The following is a 15296-nucleotide window of genomic DNA, read 5'->3' on the forward strand; positions in this document are numbered from 1 at the left end:
CCGGGGTTCTGTTTTTTTTGCGATGAACTGGAACAGCCGTTATCGCGTTTAAGCAGGCACAAAAAAGGGGCGAAGCCGCCCCTTGTTGTCCTGCCCCTGAAGTCAGACCGCCTTGGCCCGGGTGACCCGGTCCACCAGGTAGACCAGCCCGTGATAGTCGATCCCGCCGTGCTGGCTGAGGCCGATTTCACAGGTGCGGCTGGTGGAGATGCCTTCGCTGCAATACTGCACCGCGTCCTTGAGGCTGCGCAGGGAGTGGGCATTGAGTTCCGGGGTGGTGAAGCCCTTGTCGCCGGCGAAACCACAGCAGTGGATGCCTTCGGGGATCACCACATTGTTGCTGCAACGCCGGGCCAGTTCGATCAGCGCCTGGCTCTCGCCCAGGTGCTGGGTGCTGCAGGTGACGTGCACGGCGATCGGTGCTTCCTGTGGGGTGAACTCCAGGCGTTCCAGCAGGTGGGTGCGGATGAAACGCACCGGGTCGTAGAGGTCCAGGCGCACGTCCCCCAGGTCCTGCACCAGTCGCAGGGTGCAGGGGCTGGTGTCGCAGTAGATCGGGTCGAGGCCGCCACGGCTGGCGTGGAGCAGGGCGCCGATCAGTTCCTGGCGTTTGTCTTCGGCCTGGGTGGCGTAGCCCTTGGAGGCGAAGGGCTGGCCGCAGCAGAGGTTGTCCAGGTTGTCCGGCAGCACCACTTGATAGCCGGCCTTTTCCAGCAGGCCGCGGGTTTTTTCGTAGAGCGACGATTGTTCCTTGTCGCCTGCTGCTGGCCCCATCACTCGGGACACGCAGGCCGCCAGGTACACCACTCGCGGGCGCGCGTCGCTGACGCTCGGGCTGAAGCGAATGGCCTTTTCCGGCTGGGGCATGGCGTTGTTCCACTGCGGCACCCGGCCTTTGGACAGGCGCGTCAGGCTCGCCGACAGCTTGCTCAGTCGCGGCGCGCCCAAGAGCATGCGCGCGCCGTTGGCCACGTGCAGGGTGAAGCGCGCGCCCTGCAAGGTGCTGGCGAAATGCGAGCCGAGCCAGTCGGCGGTGCCGCTGTGGGTGGCGTGCTCGCTGCGCAGTTTCTTCACCAGCTCGCCGGTGTTGATGCCCACCGGGCAGCGCTGGGCGCACAGGCCGGTGGCGGCGCAAGTGTCGATGCCCTGGTACTGATAGGCCGCCTCCAGCTCGGAGGTGTCGATGCCGGCGCGTTTGCGTGCCTGGATGTCGCGCCAGATGACGATGCGCTGGCGTGGGCTCAGGGTCAGGCCCTTGGATGGGCACACCGGCTCGCAGAAGCCGCACTCGATGCACTTATCCACAATCTCGTCGGCCGCCGGCAGCGGCTTGAGATGCTTCAGGTGGATCTGCGGGTCTTCGCTGAGCACCACGTCCGGGTTGAGGATGGCGTTGGGGTCCAGCAGGCGCTTGAGCTGCCACATTAGTTGGTAGGCATCGCTGCCCCATTCCAGCTCGACGAAGGGCGCCATATTGCGTCCGGTGCCGTGTTCGGCCTTCAGCGAACCGCCGAATTCCACCGCCACCAGTTGCGCCACATCGTCCATGAACGCCTGGTAGCGGTTCACTTCCTCGCTGCTGTTGAAGCCCTGGGTGAAGACGAAGTGCAGATTGCCCTCCAGGGCATGGCCGAAGAGGATCGCTTCGTCGTAGTGGTGCTTGTCGAACAGCTCGATCAGGCGGTTGACGCCGATGGCCAACTGCTCCACGGGGAAGGTCACGTCTTCGATGATCACTGTGGTGCCGGTCTTGCGCACCGCGCCCACCGCCGGGAAGGTGTCCTTGCGGATCGCCCAGAGCTTGGCGTTTTCCTGCGGGTCTTCGGTGAAGTCCACCTGTTTTTCCACCGGGAAGGCGGCCAGGGAATTCATGATCTGCGCCAGTTGCTCGTGCAGTAGCGACGAGGACGCGGCGCGGGATTCGATCAGCAGCGCGCAGGCGTTGGCCGAGAGCTGCTGGACGAACGCCGGCATACCGGGCTTGTCCTGCACCGAGCGCAGGCTGCGGCGGTCCAGCAGCTCCACTGCCGACACTGGCTGGCTCTTGAGCACGGTCACCGCGTTGCAGCAGGTGTCCACATCGGGAAACACGATCAGCGCCGAGGCCTTGTTCGGGTGGTCGATCACCGTGTCGTAGGTCACTGCGCTGATAAAGCCCAGGGTGCCTTCGGAGCCCACCAGCAGGTGGCTAAGGATGTCCAGCGGCTCGTCGAAATCCACCAGGGCATTGAGGGACAGGCCGGTGGTGTTTTTCAGCCGGTACTTGTGGCGGATCTTCGCCGCCAGCTCGCTGTTGGCGCGGGTGCTGCGGCCCAGTTCGGCCAGGCGCTCCAGCAACGGACCATGGCTGGCGCGGAAGGCGCTGACGCTGGCCTCATCCTCGGTGTCCAGGCGCGTGCCATCGGCCAGCACCAGGCGGATGCCGGCCAGGGTGTGGTAGGTGTTCTGTGCGGTGCCGCAGCACATGCCGCTGGCGTTGTTGGCGACGATGCCGCCGATCTTGCAGGCGTTGATCGAGGCCGGGTCGGGGCCGATCTTGCGTCCGAACGGCGCCAGCCAGGCATTGGCCTGGGCGCCGATCACCCCGGGCTGCAGACGAATCTGCGTACCCTGATGGCGAATCTCCTTGCCGTTCCAGTTATCCCCCAGAACGATCAGCACCGAGTCGCTGATGGCCTGCCCGGACAGGCTGGTGCCGGCGGCGCGGAAGGTCACCGGCACCCGGTCGCGCTGGGCCAGTTGGAGCAGGGCCACCACTTCATCTTCGGACTCGACGCGGATCACCAGCTTGGGGATCAGCCGGTAGAAGCTGGCGTCGGTGCCAAAGGCCAGGGTCGAGAGCGGGTCGTCGAAACGCCGCTCCTGGGGAATCAGTTGCTGGGCATCACGCAGAAAAGCGGCCGGTAGGCTCATTGGTCCTCCAGGATCAGCACCACCAGGTCTTTCGGGCCGTGGGCGCCGTAAGCCAGGACTTGTTCGATATCAGCGGTCTTCGACGGGCCGGACACCAGCAGCGCGTTGGTCGGCATGCCGGCGGCCCAGTTCATCTGTTGCTGCACCTGATAGAAGTTGTCGCGGATCTCGCTGGCCTTGAGCAGGGCGAAATGCACCGGCGGCACCAGGCTCATCAGCCGCGGTTCTTCCCGGGTCGGCCAGAGGATCAGGCTGCCGGTGGCGGCGATCGCGCCCAGGGTGCCGGTGAGGCTGGCGGGGGTGTCGTTGAACAGCTCGGCCTTCCATTCTTCCACTGGCCGGTCGTAGGCCTTGAGCGCCGGCAGGTGCGGGTGCTCGGCCCAGTGCTGGGTGACCCGCTGGCCATGGGGCGTGCTCGGGGCGATCAGCAGGCTGGGCAGTTGGCGCTCCTGCAGCAGCCGGGCCAGCAGTTCAGGCCAGTCGGCGCCGGTGCTCAGGTGGATCTCGGTGTGCACCGCTTCCATCTGTTTGCGCAGTTGCGGGATGCGTTGTTCCGCCGTGTAGCTGTAAGGCTCGGTGACCAGCGCCTCGTCGAAGTTATCCACAATCGGCGTGGTGCCGGTCAGGCTGTTGCGCAGCTTGGCGAGGATGTTGTGTTTCGCGCTCATCAGCGATCTCCCTGCTTGTCCAGGTGCTCACGGGCCAGGTCATGCAGCGACCGGGCGGCGGGTTTGGGCGCGCTGTGGTTCTGCGTCCAGGGGCCGACCTTGCTCGGGGTGAGGGCGCGCAGGCGGGTGGCGGCCAGGGTGAACAGGCGATACAGGGTCGGCGAGCTGTTGAGGCGGGCCCAGGCGTTCCAGATGAAGCGCTCCTTGCGCGAGTACTTGCTGCCCTGACCGCGCATCACTTGATGCGGGCTGTCCGGAGCCTTGACGTTCTCTTCCCGCAGGCGTCGCAGCAGTGCCGGGATCGGGATCTTCACCGGGCACACTTCGCCACAGGCGCCGCACAGCGAGGAGGCGCTGGGGTGATCCGGCACCTTGGCCAGGCCCACCATGTGCGGGGTGATGATCTTGCCGATCGGCCCCGGGTAGACCTCGCCGTAGGTGTGGCCGCCGACCCGGGTGTAGACCGGGCAGTGGTTCATGCAGGCGCCGCAGCGGATGCAGTTCAGGGTCTGGCGCAGTTCGCTGTCGGCAAAGGCCTGGCTGCGGCCGTTGTCCAGCAGCACCAGGTGCACTTCCTGAGGGCCGTCCAGCTCATGCTCCTTGCGCGGGCCGGAGATCATGTTGACGTAGGTGGTGATGGGCTGGCCGAGGGCCGAGCGGGTCAGCAGTGAAAGCAGCGGCACCACATCGCGCAGGTTCTCGACGACTTTCTCGATCCCGGTGACGGCAATGTGCACTGGCGGCACGGTGGTGGACATGCGCCCGTTGCCTTCGTTTTCCACCAGCAGCAGGGTGCCGGTCTCGGCCACAGCGAAGTTGACGCCGGAGACGCCGATATCGGCTTCGAAGAATTTCTGCCGCAAGACCTTGCGACCGATCTGAATGAGTTGGTCAACGTCCTTGGTGTACTCCACGCCGAGTTTGTCGTGGAACAAGGACGCGACCTGACCGGCATTCTTGTGGATCGCCGGCATAATGATGTGTGAAGGCTTCTCGTGGTCGAGCTGGACGATGAACTCGCCCATGTCCGACTCAAGGCATTCAATGCCTTGTTCAGCGAGGACATGGTTCATTTCCATCTCTTCGCTGACCATCGATTTGCCCTTGATCACTTGCCGCGCCTCGTGAGCGCGGATGATCGAGAGGACGATGCCATTGGCTTCGTCCACCGTTTCCGCCCAGTGCACTGTCACACCGTTGCGGGTCAGGTTCTGTTCCAGGCGCTCGAGCAGGTCGGGCAGCTTGGATAACGCCCGGGCGCGAATCGCGTTGCCCAGGGCGCGCAGGTGTTCTCTTTCGTGGGCATCGCTGAACGAGGCCGCACGCTTGGCCATGAGTGAATCCATGGCACTGCGAAAGTTGTTTCGCAGTTGTTTGTCCCCCAGGGCTTGGTGGGCCCGGGTTCGGAAATCGTCCGCCACGGTGGTGGTCGGAATCAGCTCGGGGGTGCTCATTGTGCACCTCCGGTACGTTGCCAGAGGAAGCTCGCCAGGTGCTGGCCGCGCAAGGCCTCTTGCTGTTTCTCCAGCGCGCCGTTGATGTTCATCAAGCAGCCGCAGTCGGCACTCAGTACCTGGTGCGCGCCGGATTCCTTCAGCGCGCGGGTCTTGTCCGCGACCATGGCGCCGGAGATGTCCGGCATTCGGACGCTGAAAGTCCCGCCAAAGCCACAGCATTCGCTTTCGTGGCTGTGTTCTACCCGTTCCACATTGCTCAGCTGTGACAGCAACTCACGGCCGTGCAGGTGGGTGTTCATTTCCCGGCGTGCCGAGCAGGAGGTGTGCAGGGCCACCTTGACTGGCGCGCCGTTGTCCTTGAGCTGCACCTTGCACACGTGCAGGAGAAATTCGGCCAGCTCGTAGGTGCGGGCGGCCAGGGCCTGCACCTGTTTCAGGGTTTCGGGCTCGTCCTTGAACAAGTCCGCGTAATGCTCGCGCAGCATGCCCGCGCAGGAACCCGAGGGCACCACCACCGGATAGTCACCGGCAAACAGCGCCAGTTGCGAGCGGGCCACGGTGCGCGCCTGCTCGGTGTAACCCGAGGTGTAGGCCGGTTGTCCGCAGCAGCTTTGCCCTTGCGGGTACTCCACGCGAATGCCTTCGCGCTCCAGCAGGTGAATCGCATCCATCCCGGCTTCGGGATAGAACAGGTCGACCACGCAGGTGCCGAACAGGTAGACCCGCGCAGGTTTTGCGCTGGGGTACTGCCGGGGTGCGGCCAGCGGCGGTGCGACGCGGGTCGCATTGGGCACGGCGTTGTAGAAAAGCTCGCTCATCAGGCGTGTCTCCGGGTGGTCCCGGTTATTCGTCCGTTGCGGCGGCTGAAAGATAAACCAGCAAGCTTTCAGCAGCCTTGCAGACCGGGTGGTGAATGCGGACGCCGCGGGTAAGGGCGGCGTCGGTTCTTTCAGTGTTGCTTAGTGCACCAGCATGCCGGTGAACCAGTAGGCCTGGGCCAGGGTGATCAGGCCGACAATAGTGGCAAAGAACAGGCTGTGCTTGAGGGTGAAGCGGAATAGATCCGACTCCTTGCCCACCAGGCCGGTGGCGGCGCAGGCCACGGCGATCGATTGCGGCGAGATCATCTTGCCGGTCACGCCGCCGCTGGTGTTGGCCGCGACCATGAGGGTGTCGTTGACCCCGATCTGGTGCGCGGTGGTGGCCTGCAGCGAGCTGAACAGGGCGTTGGACGAGGTATCGGAACCGGTGAGGAACACCCCGAGCCAGCCCAGGAACGGCGAGAAGAACGGGAACGCCGCGCCGGTGCCCGCCAGGACCAGGGCCATGGTCGAAGACATGCCCGAGTAGTTGGTGACGAAGGCGAACGCCAGCACCATGCCGATGGACAGGATCGGCCAGCGCAGCTCGTAGAAGGTCTCTTTTAAAGTGGTCAGACCAGTTTTGACGTTGATCTTCAGCACCAGCATGGAGACCAGCGCGGAGAAGAAAATCGCCGTGCCGGTGGCGGAGATCGGGTCGAGCTTGAACACCGCCGGGATGGCGGTGGGGGTGGTCACGATCGGCGCCATCTTGATCACCAGCTGATCCAGATGCGGGATGGCGAAGTTGAACACCCAGCCGTACATCGAGCCGCCGGCGGCGAACATCGCCTTGAAGGGCTTGAGGGTCCAGATGGTCACCAGCACGGTGAGGATCAGGAACGGCGACCAGGCCTTGAAAATCTGCCCCAGGCTGTAGGGCGAAGCGACGGTGTTGCGTGGCTGACCGAAGCCGCCGACGCTGGCGATGACGGCCGCGCTGGAGGTGGCGCCGGCGATCTGCGCACCGGCGGTGCGCTTGGGCTGCCAGATTTTCAGGAACAGGGTCAGGGAGATCAGGCTGGCCAGGGCCGAGGTGATGTCCGGCAGTTCCGGGCCGATGAAGTTCGAGGTGAAGTACTGAGTGATGGCAAAGCTCAGGCCGGCTACCAGCGCGGCGGGCCAGGTCTCTTTGACGCCGCGCATACCGTCCATCATGAACACCAGCCAGAACGGCACGAACAGCGACAGCAGTGGCAGTTGGCGGCCGGTCATGGCGCCGATCTTGAAGGCGTCGATGCCCGTCACCTGGCCGGCGACGATGATCGGAATCCCCAGGGCGCCGAAGGCCACGGGCGCGGTGTTGGCGATCAGGCACAGGCCGGCGGCGTACAGCGGGTTGAAGCCCAGGCCTACCAGCAGGGCGGCGGTGATCGCCACCGGTGCGCCAAAGCCTGCCGCACCTTCGAGGAAGGCACCGAAGCAGAAACCGATCAGCAGCACCTGCAGGCGCTGGTCGTCGGTGATCGACAATACCGAGCTGCGGATGATTTCGAACTGGCCGCTCTTCACGGTCAGCTTGTAGAGGAACACGGCGGCGACAATGATCCAGGCGATGGGCCACAGACCGTAGGCAAATCCATAGCCAGCGGCAGCGAAGGCCATGTCGGCGGGCATCTTGAAGGCGAAGATCGCCACCAGGATCGACAAGGCCAGGGTGATACTCCCGGCGACGTGTCCTTTGAGACGGAACACGGCCAGAGCCAGGAAGAAGAACACGATCGGGATAACGGCGGCGAGGGCGGACAGGCCGAGGCTGCCAAGCGGGCTATAGAACTGTTGCCAGGTTTGCATAATGGGGTGGCCCCTAATTGTTGTTGGTCAGGCACTGCTAGCGTCTTGGTTAATTGGTAAGACCAATTTACAATCGCTGTTGGCTAGGGTAAAAGCGTTGTGCGCGGTGTGTCAATTTGCCGCCCTAAAACTTTTGTCGAATGCGCTATGGCGCGGCCATCTGATGGGTACAAATGGCTGCGTTCTGCCAGGTGTTGGCGCGCCGTGAATAGGCCAGAATAGAGCCCCCCGGCGATGGGTCGGGAGGGTGGAGAGTGAGTCATGGGGTTTGATCAGATACGCCAGCGCCGTTTGTCCGACGATATTGTCGAGCGTCTGGAAGGGATGATTCTTGAAGGCACTTTGAAGGCTGGCGAGCGGCTGCCGGCCGAGCGTGCCTTGGCCGAGCAGTTCGGTGTCTCCCGTCCCTCACTGCGCGAGGCGATCCAGAAGCTGACGGCCAAGGGCTTGCTGATCAGCCGTCAGGGCGGCGGCAACTACGTGGTGGAATCCCTGGGCTCGACCTTCAGCGATCCTTTGCTGCACCTGTTGGAAAACAACACGGATGCCCAGCGCGATCTGCTGGAGTTCCGCCATACCCTGGAGGCGTCTTGCGCTTATTACGCGGCGTTGCGTGCGACGGCGGTGGATCGTGAGCGGCTGACTCAAGCTTTCGAGGAGTTGCAGGATTGTTATTCCCGCTCCGACGATGTCAGTCGTATCGAGGAGGGGGCGGCGGATGCCAAGTTCCACCTGGCGATTGCCGAGGCCAGCCATAACGCGGTGTTGCTGCACACCATTCGCGGCCTGTTCGACCTGCTCAAGCGCAACGTGGTGACCAACATCGGCGGCATGTACAAGCAGCGCACGGAAACCCGCGACATGCTGATCAGTCAGCACCGCGATCTGTACTTGGCGATTATTGAAGGGCGTGCGGAAGAGGCTCGGGAAGTTTCCAGTCGGCACATTCTTTATGTGCAAGAGGTGCTTGAGGAAGTGCGTCAGGAAGTGCAGCGAGTAGCCCGGGCCGAACGGCGCAAGGGCATGTAATGCAAATCGCCGGCAAGCCGGCTCCTACCTGGGTGTTGTAGGAGCCTGCTTGCCGGCGAAAGCGACCTCAAGGCAGGAAGATCAGTCTTCCTTGCCCTTGGTCCGCACCGCACGCTGCAGCTCGCGATCGGAATCGCGCTCGCGTTCGGTGTGACGCTTGTCGTATTCCTTCTTGCCCTTGCCCAGTGCGATTTCACACTTGACCAGGTGCTTGCTCCAGTAGAGCGAAAGGCACACACAGGCGTAACCCTTCTGCTGCACGGCGGCGAACAGCTTTTCCAGCTCGCGCTGGTTGAGCAGCAGCTTGCGCGAGCGCGTCGGGTCGGCAATGACGTGGGTACTTGCAGTGGTCAGCGGGGTGAAATGGCTGCCGAACAGCCAGGCCTCGCCATCCTTGAGCAGCACGTAACTGTCCACCAGTTGCGCCTTGCCCGCCCGCAGACTCTTTACTTCCCAGCCGGCCAGGACCAGTCCAGCCTCGAACCGATGTTCGATGAAGTAATCGTGACGCGCCTTTTTATTTTGCGCGATGGTCCCTGTTGGGTGTTTCTTCTGTTTAGCCATAGGGGCGGCATTATAGGGAGTTGCGCGCGCGTCGGCTACGGTGACGCAGCGTGCTTGAGCAGGTTGATTGAATCCCGGACAATGCGGCCTCTTTTTTTTCGGTTGGGCGCGTTAACGATGTCGACAGACAGGGTCTCTGTCCACGGCGGCTGGGCAAGCCGCTGGGTCTTTATACTCGCTGCAACTGGTTCGGCCGTGGGCCTGGGGAGCATCTGGAAATTCCCCTACATGGTCGGTGTCTATGGTGGTGGTGCTTTTGTCCTGGTGTTTCTGGCGTGTATTGCGCTGATCGGCTTGCCGGTGATGCTGGCGGAAACCTTGATTGGCCGTCGGGCACGGCAGAGTCCCGCCAATGCCCTGAAGGTGCTGGCTCTGGAGGCGGGGCATTCGGCTAAGTGGTCCTGGGGCGCCTTCGCCGGAATGATCACGGCGCTGCTGATTCTTTCCTTCTATAGCGTGGTGGGTGGTTGGTCCCTGGACTACATCATCGATATGGGGCGCGGCGACTTTCAGGGTGTCACGGCGGATCAGGTTAGTGTGTACTTCTCCGCGGTGACGGCCGACCCGTGGCGACTGACGCTTTGGCACACGCTGTTCATGCTGCTGTCGGCATTGGTGATTGCCAAGGGAGTGGTCGCTGGGCTTGAACGCAGTTTGCGGATCATGATGCCGCTGCTGTTCGTGATGCTGTTGGTGCTGCTGGGCTACAGCATGACCACCGGGCATTTCATGCAGGGCCTGCATTTCATGTTCGACTTCAGCCTGGACCGCTTGTTGGACGGACTGCTGCCGGCCATGGGGCATGCGTTCTTTTCCCTCAGCGTGGGGGTTGGTTCGATCATGATCTACGGTGCCTACATGCCCAAGCATTCCTCCCTGGCTGGCACCGTGGTCGGTGTGGCGCTGCTGGATACCTTCGTTTCGCTGGTGGCGGGAATGGCCCTGTTCCCCATCGTATTCGCTGCCGGGCTGAATCCCAGCGAGGGGCCAGGCCTGATGTTCATCAGCCTGCCGTTTGCCTTCGGCAATGTGGCGTTCGGCCAGCTTATGGGCGTAGTGTTCTTTATCCTGGTGGCGATTGCTGCCTGGAGTTCGGCGATTTCCTTGTTGGAACCGATGGTGGCTTATCTCGTCGAGAGGACTAAAATCCGCCGCGGCTGGGTGACATTCTGGCTGGCGTTCAGTTGCTGGTTCGTGGGATTGGGAACGGTGTTCTCTTTCAACATCTGGCAGCAGGCCAAATTCTTCGTGAACGAAGGCGGTGTTTTTCATCTCTACCGATGGGGCGCGGCCGGTGGTCTGGATTTCTTTGGCGTAATCGACTTTTTCACCTCGCGGATCATGTTGCCTCTTGGCGGTTTGTGCTTCGTGGTGTTTGCAGGTTGGGTGATGGGCCGTGAGGCTGTTCGTGATGAGTTGTCGTTGCGTAGTCCGTTGTTGTTCACCCTGGCCTTGTTTTTGATGCGCTATGTGGCGCCCGTCGGCATTCTTGTGGTGTTTGCCGCCCAGTTGTGGAAATGAAGCTCACATGACGACCCATATTCAACGTTCGGCCCTTTTGCCCTATCCGGCGCAGTTTCTGTATGACCTGGTCAATGATGTGGCCCGTTACCCGGAGTTTCTGCCCTGGTGCTCTTCGGCCGAGGTGCTGGAAAACAGCGAGGAACGGATGCGTGCCAGCCTGGCGGTGGCCAAGGGCGGCATGAGCCAGCGTTTTGTGACTTGCAATACCCTGGTGCCGGGACAGTCGATCGAGATGAACCTGGAAGAGGGGCCGTTCAACCAACTGCATGGGTTATGGGTGTTCAAGCCGTTGGGGGAGAAGGCCTGCAAGATCAGCCTCGATCTGTCGTTCGACTACGCCGGGCCGTTGGTGCGTGCCACTCTGGGGCCTCTGTTTAATCAGGCGGCCAATACTCTGGTGGACGCATTCTGTCAGCGGGCCAAGCAACTGCATGGTTGAGCCTCTGATTGTCATCGAGGTGGTTCACGCTGCCGTCGACCGCCAGGTGCTGCTGAGTGTACAAGTGCCCCAGGGTTCGACCCTGCTTGCAGCGTTGGAGGCTTCTTCTATAAAGGAGCATTTTGCGGGGCTGGATCTGGCGGCGTGTCCGGTGGGAATCTTCGGAAAGCAGGTATCCGATCCTGGGCAATATGTAGTTCAGGCCGGAGATCGAATTGAAATCTATCGTCCGCTGTTGGCCGATCCGAAAGAGGTGCGGCGTCTGCGTGCCGCCAAGGCGGCCGAGGCTCGTAAGCGTGAGCAGTGATCGTTAGCGACAGCCAATAAAAAGCCCGGGCATGCCCGGGCTTTTTTATTCGCCACAAATTATTGCGGAGAAGTGTCCAGTGGTTCAGGAGTAGGCACTGGTACGGTTTCGACGCCATCCACATCCTTCTGGATCTGGTCCAGCAGCGAACCCGGTTTGACCGGTTTCTCGGCTTTTGGCTTCTCGGCGTTCTCGGCAGGGGCGGTAACGGTGTTGCCGCTCTCCTTGCCCAACAGGGCTTCGTCGCGGCTTACGCCTGGCATGAAGTCGCCGGCCAAGCTAACCAGTTGGTCGTTGCCGTTGAAGATCAGGCTGACGCGTTCCTGTTGGCGTTCACCGCCACCAGGTTGCAGGCTGTAGAGATAATCCCAGCGATCGGCATGGAACGTGTCGGTCAACAGAGGGTTGCCCATGATAAACCTTACTTGCCGTCGGGTCATTCCCGGGCGCAACTGGTCTATCATGTCCTGCGTCACGACATTGCCCTGCTGGATGTCGATTTTGTAAACCCCGGGGAATGAACAACCGGCGAGTGCGAGCAGTCCCACGAAGGTGAAACTGGTTAGCAAGAGCTTGGTGTTTTGCATCGGTGGGCGACTTCCACTATCTTGGCTGGGACAACGTAAACCCCGATCATACCCGCATTAAGAGAAGCTGCGAAGCAGCATCGGCGAGAAAGCTGACCATGGTTGAAAATAGCGAACTACGTAAAGCCGGCCTTAAAGTGACTCTGCCACGGGTCAAAATTCTACAAATGCTCGACTCCACCGAGCAGCGGCACATGAGCGCTGAAGATGTCTACAAGGCGCTGATGGAAGCTGGTGAGGATGTGGGTCTGGCCACGGTTTACCGTGTACTGACTCAATTCGAAGCAGCCGGACTGGTGGTGCGCCATAACTTTGATGGCGGTCACGCTGTATTCGAGCTGGCGGATGGCGGTCACCACGACCATATGGTCAACGTGGAGTCTGGCGAAGTGATCGAATTCTTCGACGAGGAAATCGAAAAGCTTCAGAAGGCGATTGTCGAAAAGCACGGTTTCGAGTTGGTGGATCACAATCTTGTGCTGTATGTGCGCAAGAAGAAGTAAGCCTCTCACGCGACTGGCATAGTCGTGAAACGATCGAAGGCGACCTCAGGGTCGCCTTCGTGCTTTGTGCCTATATAAAAGAAGCGCTACAACCTCAGGCCTTGGTGGTTACTACCATTTTCTTGGCGTGGGCCAGGGACTCCTTGGTCAAATCGATACCGCCCAGCATGCGGGCAATTTCCTCGATTCTTTCGTTCTTGCCCAGTTTGGAAACGGCGGTATGGGTCGCGTTGTTGCCACGGACCTTGTGCACGAACAGATGTTGATGCCCCTGGGCGGCAACTTGTGGCAGGTGAGTAACCGTCAGCACCTGGCCGCGCTCGCCGAGACGCCGCAGCAATTGGCCGACGATCTCGGCAGTCGGGCCGCCGATCCCTACGTCGACTTCGTCGAACACCAGGGTAGGCACTCGTGAGGTTTGTGCCGTGATGACCTGGATCGCCAGGCTGATGCGTGACAACTCGCCACCCGAGGCGACCTTGGCCAGTGCCTTGAGCGGTTGTCCCGGGTTGGCGCTGACCAGGAGTTCGACCTGCTCCAGGCCGTTGGGCAGCAGCTCATCGCTGGTGTTGGCTCGCAGCTCGATCGTGAAGCGTCCGCCCGGCATGCCCAGGCGCTGAATTTCAAGTTCTACCGCGCTGGCCAGTCCGGTGGCCGCCTGCTCCCGCAAGCGACTCAGTTCCTGGGCTTTCTCCTGATAGTGGCGGGCGAAGGACTGCAGCTCTTCGCCGAGGCGCTCGATGCTCTCGTCGTTGGCGTCCAGGGTTTCGATTTCATCCAGCAGGGTTTGCTGCATGGCCGCCAGTTCGAAGGGCTGGATGCGATGCTTGCGTGCCAGGGTATAGATGGAGTCCAGGCGTTCCTCCAGCTGTTGCAGGCGTGCCGGGTCGGCATCGAAGTGATCGAGGAAGCGATTCAATTCGCCCACGGCTTCTTCCACCTGGATCTGGGCGCTGGCCAGCAGGTTGGTGGCCTCGCCTAATGCTCCTGTCGAGTTGCCGATGCTGGACAGGCGGTTGAGGCTGACGGTCAAGGCGTTGAGGACATTGCCGGAGTCGCTTTCGCTGCACTGTTCGACCACCTGGCGGCAGATGCCCAGCAGGGTTTCGGCGTTGGTCAGGTTCTTGTGTTCCTGCTCCAACTCTTCGAGTTCGTTTTCTCCCAGGCCGAGATTCTCCAGCTCTTCAAGCTGATAGCTCAGCAGTTGATGGCGGGCGCGCTGCTCATCGCCGGAATTGGACAGGCGCTCCAGCTCCTGGCGGGTCTGGCGCCAGCGTTGGGCTGCCAGTTGTACCTGGCGGGCAAGATCGGTAGCGCCGGCATATTCATCCAGCAGGCGTCGATGGGTATCGGTCTTGAGCAGTGACTGGTGCTCGTGCTGGCTGTGGATGTCGATCAGCAGTTCGCCCAGGGCCTTGAGGTCTCCGAGCGGGCAGGGCGTACCGTTGATATAGCCGCGGGAGCGTCCTTCGGCGGTGATCACCCGGCGTAGTATGCACGGCCCGTCGTTATCCAGATCGCGCTCGGCCAGCCAACTGTGGGCCTCGGGAATGTCCGACAGGTCGAAGGTGGCAAGGATGTCGGCCTTGTCGGCGCCGGGTCGTACCACGCCACTGTCGGCGCGATCGCCCAGGGTCAGGCCGAGAGCGTCGAGCATGATCGACTTGCCGGCGCCGGTTTCGCCGGTAATGACGCTCATTCCGCGATCCAGTTCCAGATCCAGGTGTTCGACGATGGCGTAATTGTGTACGGACAGGTGCACCAGCATTAAGGCCGCTCCCAAACTAGATGTCTGGTTATTTATACAGTGTTTTGTTTCGGGCTGACAATGCTTTCCCTTAGCTCGATTTGCTTGGTCATTCTGGCTTTTTAGTGCCTCGGGAGTGTCCGCGTACAGGATTTATCCGGTCGGAACAACTTTTGCTGTGGCTGCGGGCTTGAACCCTGAAAATGCGACCCCATATAGCTGTGCAGAAGAGTGAGCCTGGCTCACAGACGATATTGAAAGGAGAATTTCATGGCTGACGAACAGACGCTGGATACGCAAAATCTAGACGCCAATCAGGCCCCCGAGGCTTCGGGTGAAGACCTGGCGGCTCGTGTACAAGTGCTCGAAGAGCAACTGGCTGGTGCGCAGGATCAGGCTTTGCGTGTTGCAGCCGATCTGCAAAACGTCCGCCGCCGCGCCGAGCAGGATGTGGAAAAGGCTCACAAATTTGCTCTCGAGAAATTTGCCGGCGACCTGTTGCCGGTGATCGATAGCCTGGAGCGTGGCCTGGAGCTGTCCAATCCGGACGACGAAAGCATCCGCCCAATGCGTGAAGGTATCGAACTGACCTTGAAGATGTTCCACGACACCCTCAAGCGTTATCAGTTGGAACCCATCGATCCTCACGGCGAACCATTCAACGCTGAACAGCATCAGGCCATGGCCATGCAGGAAAGCGCGGATGTAGAACCCAACAGTGTTCTCAAAGTGTTCCAGAAGGGTTATCAGCTCAATGGTCGCCTCCTGCGCCCGGCCATGGTCGTGGTCAGCAAGGCGCCTGCACCGGTTTCGCCTTCGATTGACGAAAAGGCTTGAAAACGGCTGTAGAGCCCCCATCTAACAGTCAAGCGTTTAAGTGCTACCGCAGTTTGCCACCACAACT

14 protein-coding genes are annotated in these 15296 nt (G+C 61.4%); 6 read left to right on the plus strand and 8 right to left on the minus strand.

What is annotated here, in order from left to right; all coding sequences use genetic code 11:
• Window positions 1-102: 102 nt before the first annotated feature.
• The 5 genes from DWF74_RS20045 to DWF74_RS20065 form a co-directional block, all read right to left on the minus strand.
• Window positions 103-2913 carry an FAD-binding and (Fe-S)-binding domain-containing protein gene (locus DWF74_RS20045; protein WP_115581573.1) on the minus strand — a complete coding sequence of 937 codons (2811 nt, stop codon included), beginning with the start codon at window positions 2911-2913 and terminating at the stop codon, window positions 103-105.
• Window positions 2910-3581 carry a LutC/YkgG family protein gene (locus DWF74_RS20050; protein ID WP_115581574.1) on the minus strand — a complete coding sequence of 224 codons (672 nt, stop codon included), beginning with the start codon at window positions 3579-3581 and terminating at the stop codon, window positions 2910-2912. The genes DWF74_RS20045 and DWF74_RS20050 overlap by 4 nt, the downstream gene beginning before the upstream one ends.
• Complete coding sequence (locus tag DWF74_RS20055; RefSeq protein ID WP_115581575.1) at window positions 3581-5035, minus strand: LutB/LldF family L-lactate oxidation iron-sulfur protein; 1455 nt, start codon at window positions 5033-5035, stop codon at window positions 3581-3583. The genes DWF74_RS20050 and DWF74_RS20055 overlap by 1 nt, the downstream gene beginning before the upstream one ends.
• Complete coding sequence (locus tag DWF74_RS20060) at window positions 5032-5856, minus strand: (Fe-S)-binding protein (RefSeq protein WP_115581576.1); 825 nt, start codon at window positions 5854-5856, stop codon at window positions 5032-5034. The genes DWF74_RS20055 and DWF74_RS20060 overlap by 4 nt, the downstream gene beginning before the upstream one ends.
• 141 nt (window positions 5857-5997) lie before the next feature.
• Window positions 5998-7692, minus strand: coding sequence for a lactate permease LctP family transporter (locus DWF74_RS20065; protein ID WP_115581577.1), 1695 nt, complete (start codon window positions 7690-7692; stop codon window positions 5998-6000).
• 261 nt (window positions 7693-7953) lie between these two features.
• Between DWF74_RS20065 and DWF74_RS20070 the strand changes: the two genes are divergently transcribed.
• Entirely contained in the window at window positions 7954-8721 is a 768-nt protein-coding gene (locus DWF74_RS20070; RefSeq protein ID WP_102861070.1) for a GntR family transcriptional regulator, read from the plus strand.
• 81 nt (window positions 8722-8802) lie between these two features.
• Here DWF74_RS20070 and smpB read toward each other — a convergent pair whose 3' ends face one another.
• Window positions 8803-9285 (minus strand): SsrA-binding protein SmpB, encoded by a 483-nt coding sequence (gene smpB / locus DWF74_RS20075; protein WP_047283878.1) that lies wholly within the window; start codon window positions 9283-9285, stop codon window positions 8803-8805.
• A gap of 117 nt (window positions 9286-9402) precedes the next feature.
• Here smpB and DWF74_RS20080 point away from each other — a divergent pair, with 117 nt between their 5' ends.
• Genes DWF74_RS20080 through DWF74_RS20090 form a run of 3 tightly spaced genes read left to right on the plus strand, consistent with a single transcriptional unit; the run spans window position 9403 to window position 11555 of the window.
• Window positions 9403-10806 (plus strand): sodium-dependent transporter, encoded by a 1404-nt coding sequence (locus tag DWF74_RS20080; protein WP_115581578.1) that lies wholly within the window; start codon window positions 9403-9405, stop codon window positions 10804-10806.
• Between the two features lie 7 nt (window positions 10807-10813).
• On the plus strand, window positions 10814-11248 hold the full coding sequence (locus DWF74_RS20085) for a type II toxin-antitoxin system RatA family toxin (protein ID WP_016967218.1): 435 nt from the start codon (window positions 10814-10816) through the stop codon (window positions 11246-11248).
• A complete protein-coding gene (locus tag DWF74_RS20090; protein ID WP_115581579.1) occupies window positions 11241-11555 on the plus strand; it encodes an RnfH family protein in 315 nt (104 codons plus the stop codon). The genes DWF74_RS20085 and DWF74_RS20090 overlap by 8 nt, the downstream gene beginning before the upstream one ends.
• A 59-nt stretch (window positions 11556-11614) precedes the next feature.
• On the opposite strand, the gene DWF74_RS20095 is transcribed toward DWF74_RS20090, so the two are convergent.
• Window positions 11615-12142 carry an outer membrane protein assembly factor BamE gene (locus tag DWF74_RS20095; RefSeq protein WP_102861073.1) on the minus strand — a complete coding sequence of 176 codons (528 nt, stop codon included), beginning with the start codon at window positions 12140-12142 and terminating at the stop codon, window positions 11615-11617.
• Between the two features lie 98 nt (window positions 12143-12240).
• On the opposite strand from DWF74_RS20095, the gene fur reads away from it, so the two are divergent.
• Entirely contained in the window at window positions 12241-12645 is a 405-nt protein-coding gene (fur, locus tag DWF74_RS20100) for a ferric iron uptake transcriptional regulator (RefSeq protein WP_011059185.1), read from the plus strand.
• Between the two features lie 94 nt (window positions 12646-12739).
• Here the strand turns inward: fur and recN are convergent, their stop codons facing one another.
• Entirely contained in the window at window positions 12740-14413 is a 1674-nt protein-coding gene (recN, locus tag DWF74_RS20105) for a DNA repair protein RecN (protein ID WP_102861074.1), read from the minus strand.
• A 249-nt stretch (window positions 14414-14662) separates the two neighbouring features.
• Between recN and grpE the strand changes: the two genes are divergently transcribed.
• Window positions 14663-15229 (plus strand): nucleotide exchange factor GrpE, encoded by a 567-nt coding sequence (grpE, locus tag DWF74_RS20110; RefSeq protein WP_115581580.1) that lies wholly within the window; start codon window positions 14663-14665, stop codon window positions 15227-15229.
• Window positions 15230-15296 lie beyond the last annotated feature (67 nt).

The organism is Pseudomonas protegens (assembly GCF_003363755.1).
Classification (GTDB): Bacteria; Pseudomonadota; Gammaproteobacteria; order Pseudomonadales; family Pseudomonadaceae; genus Aquipseudomonas; species Aquipseudomonas danubii.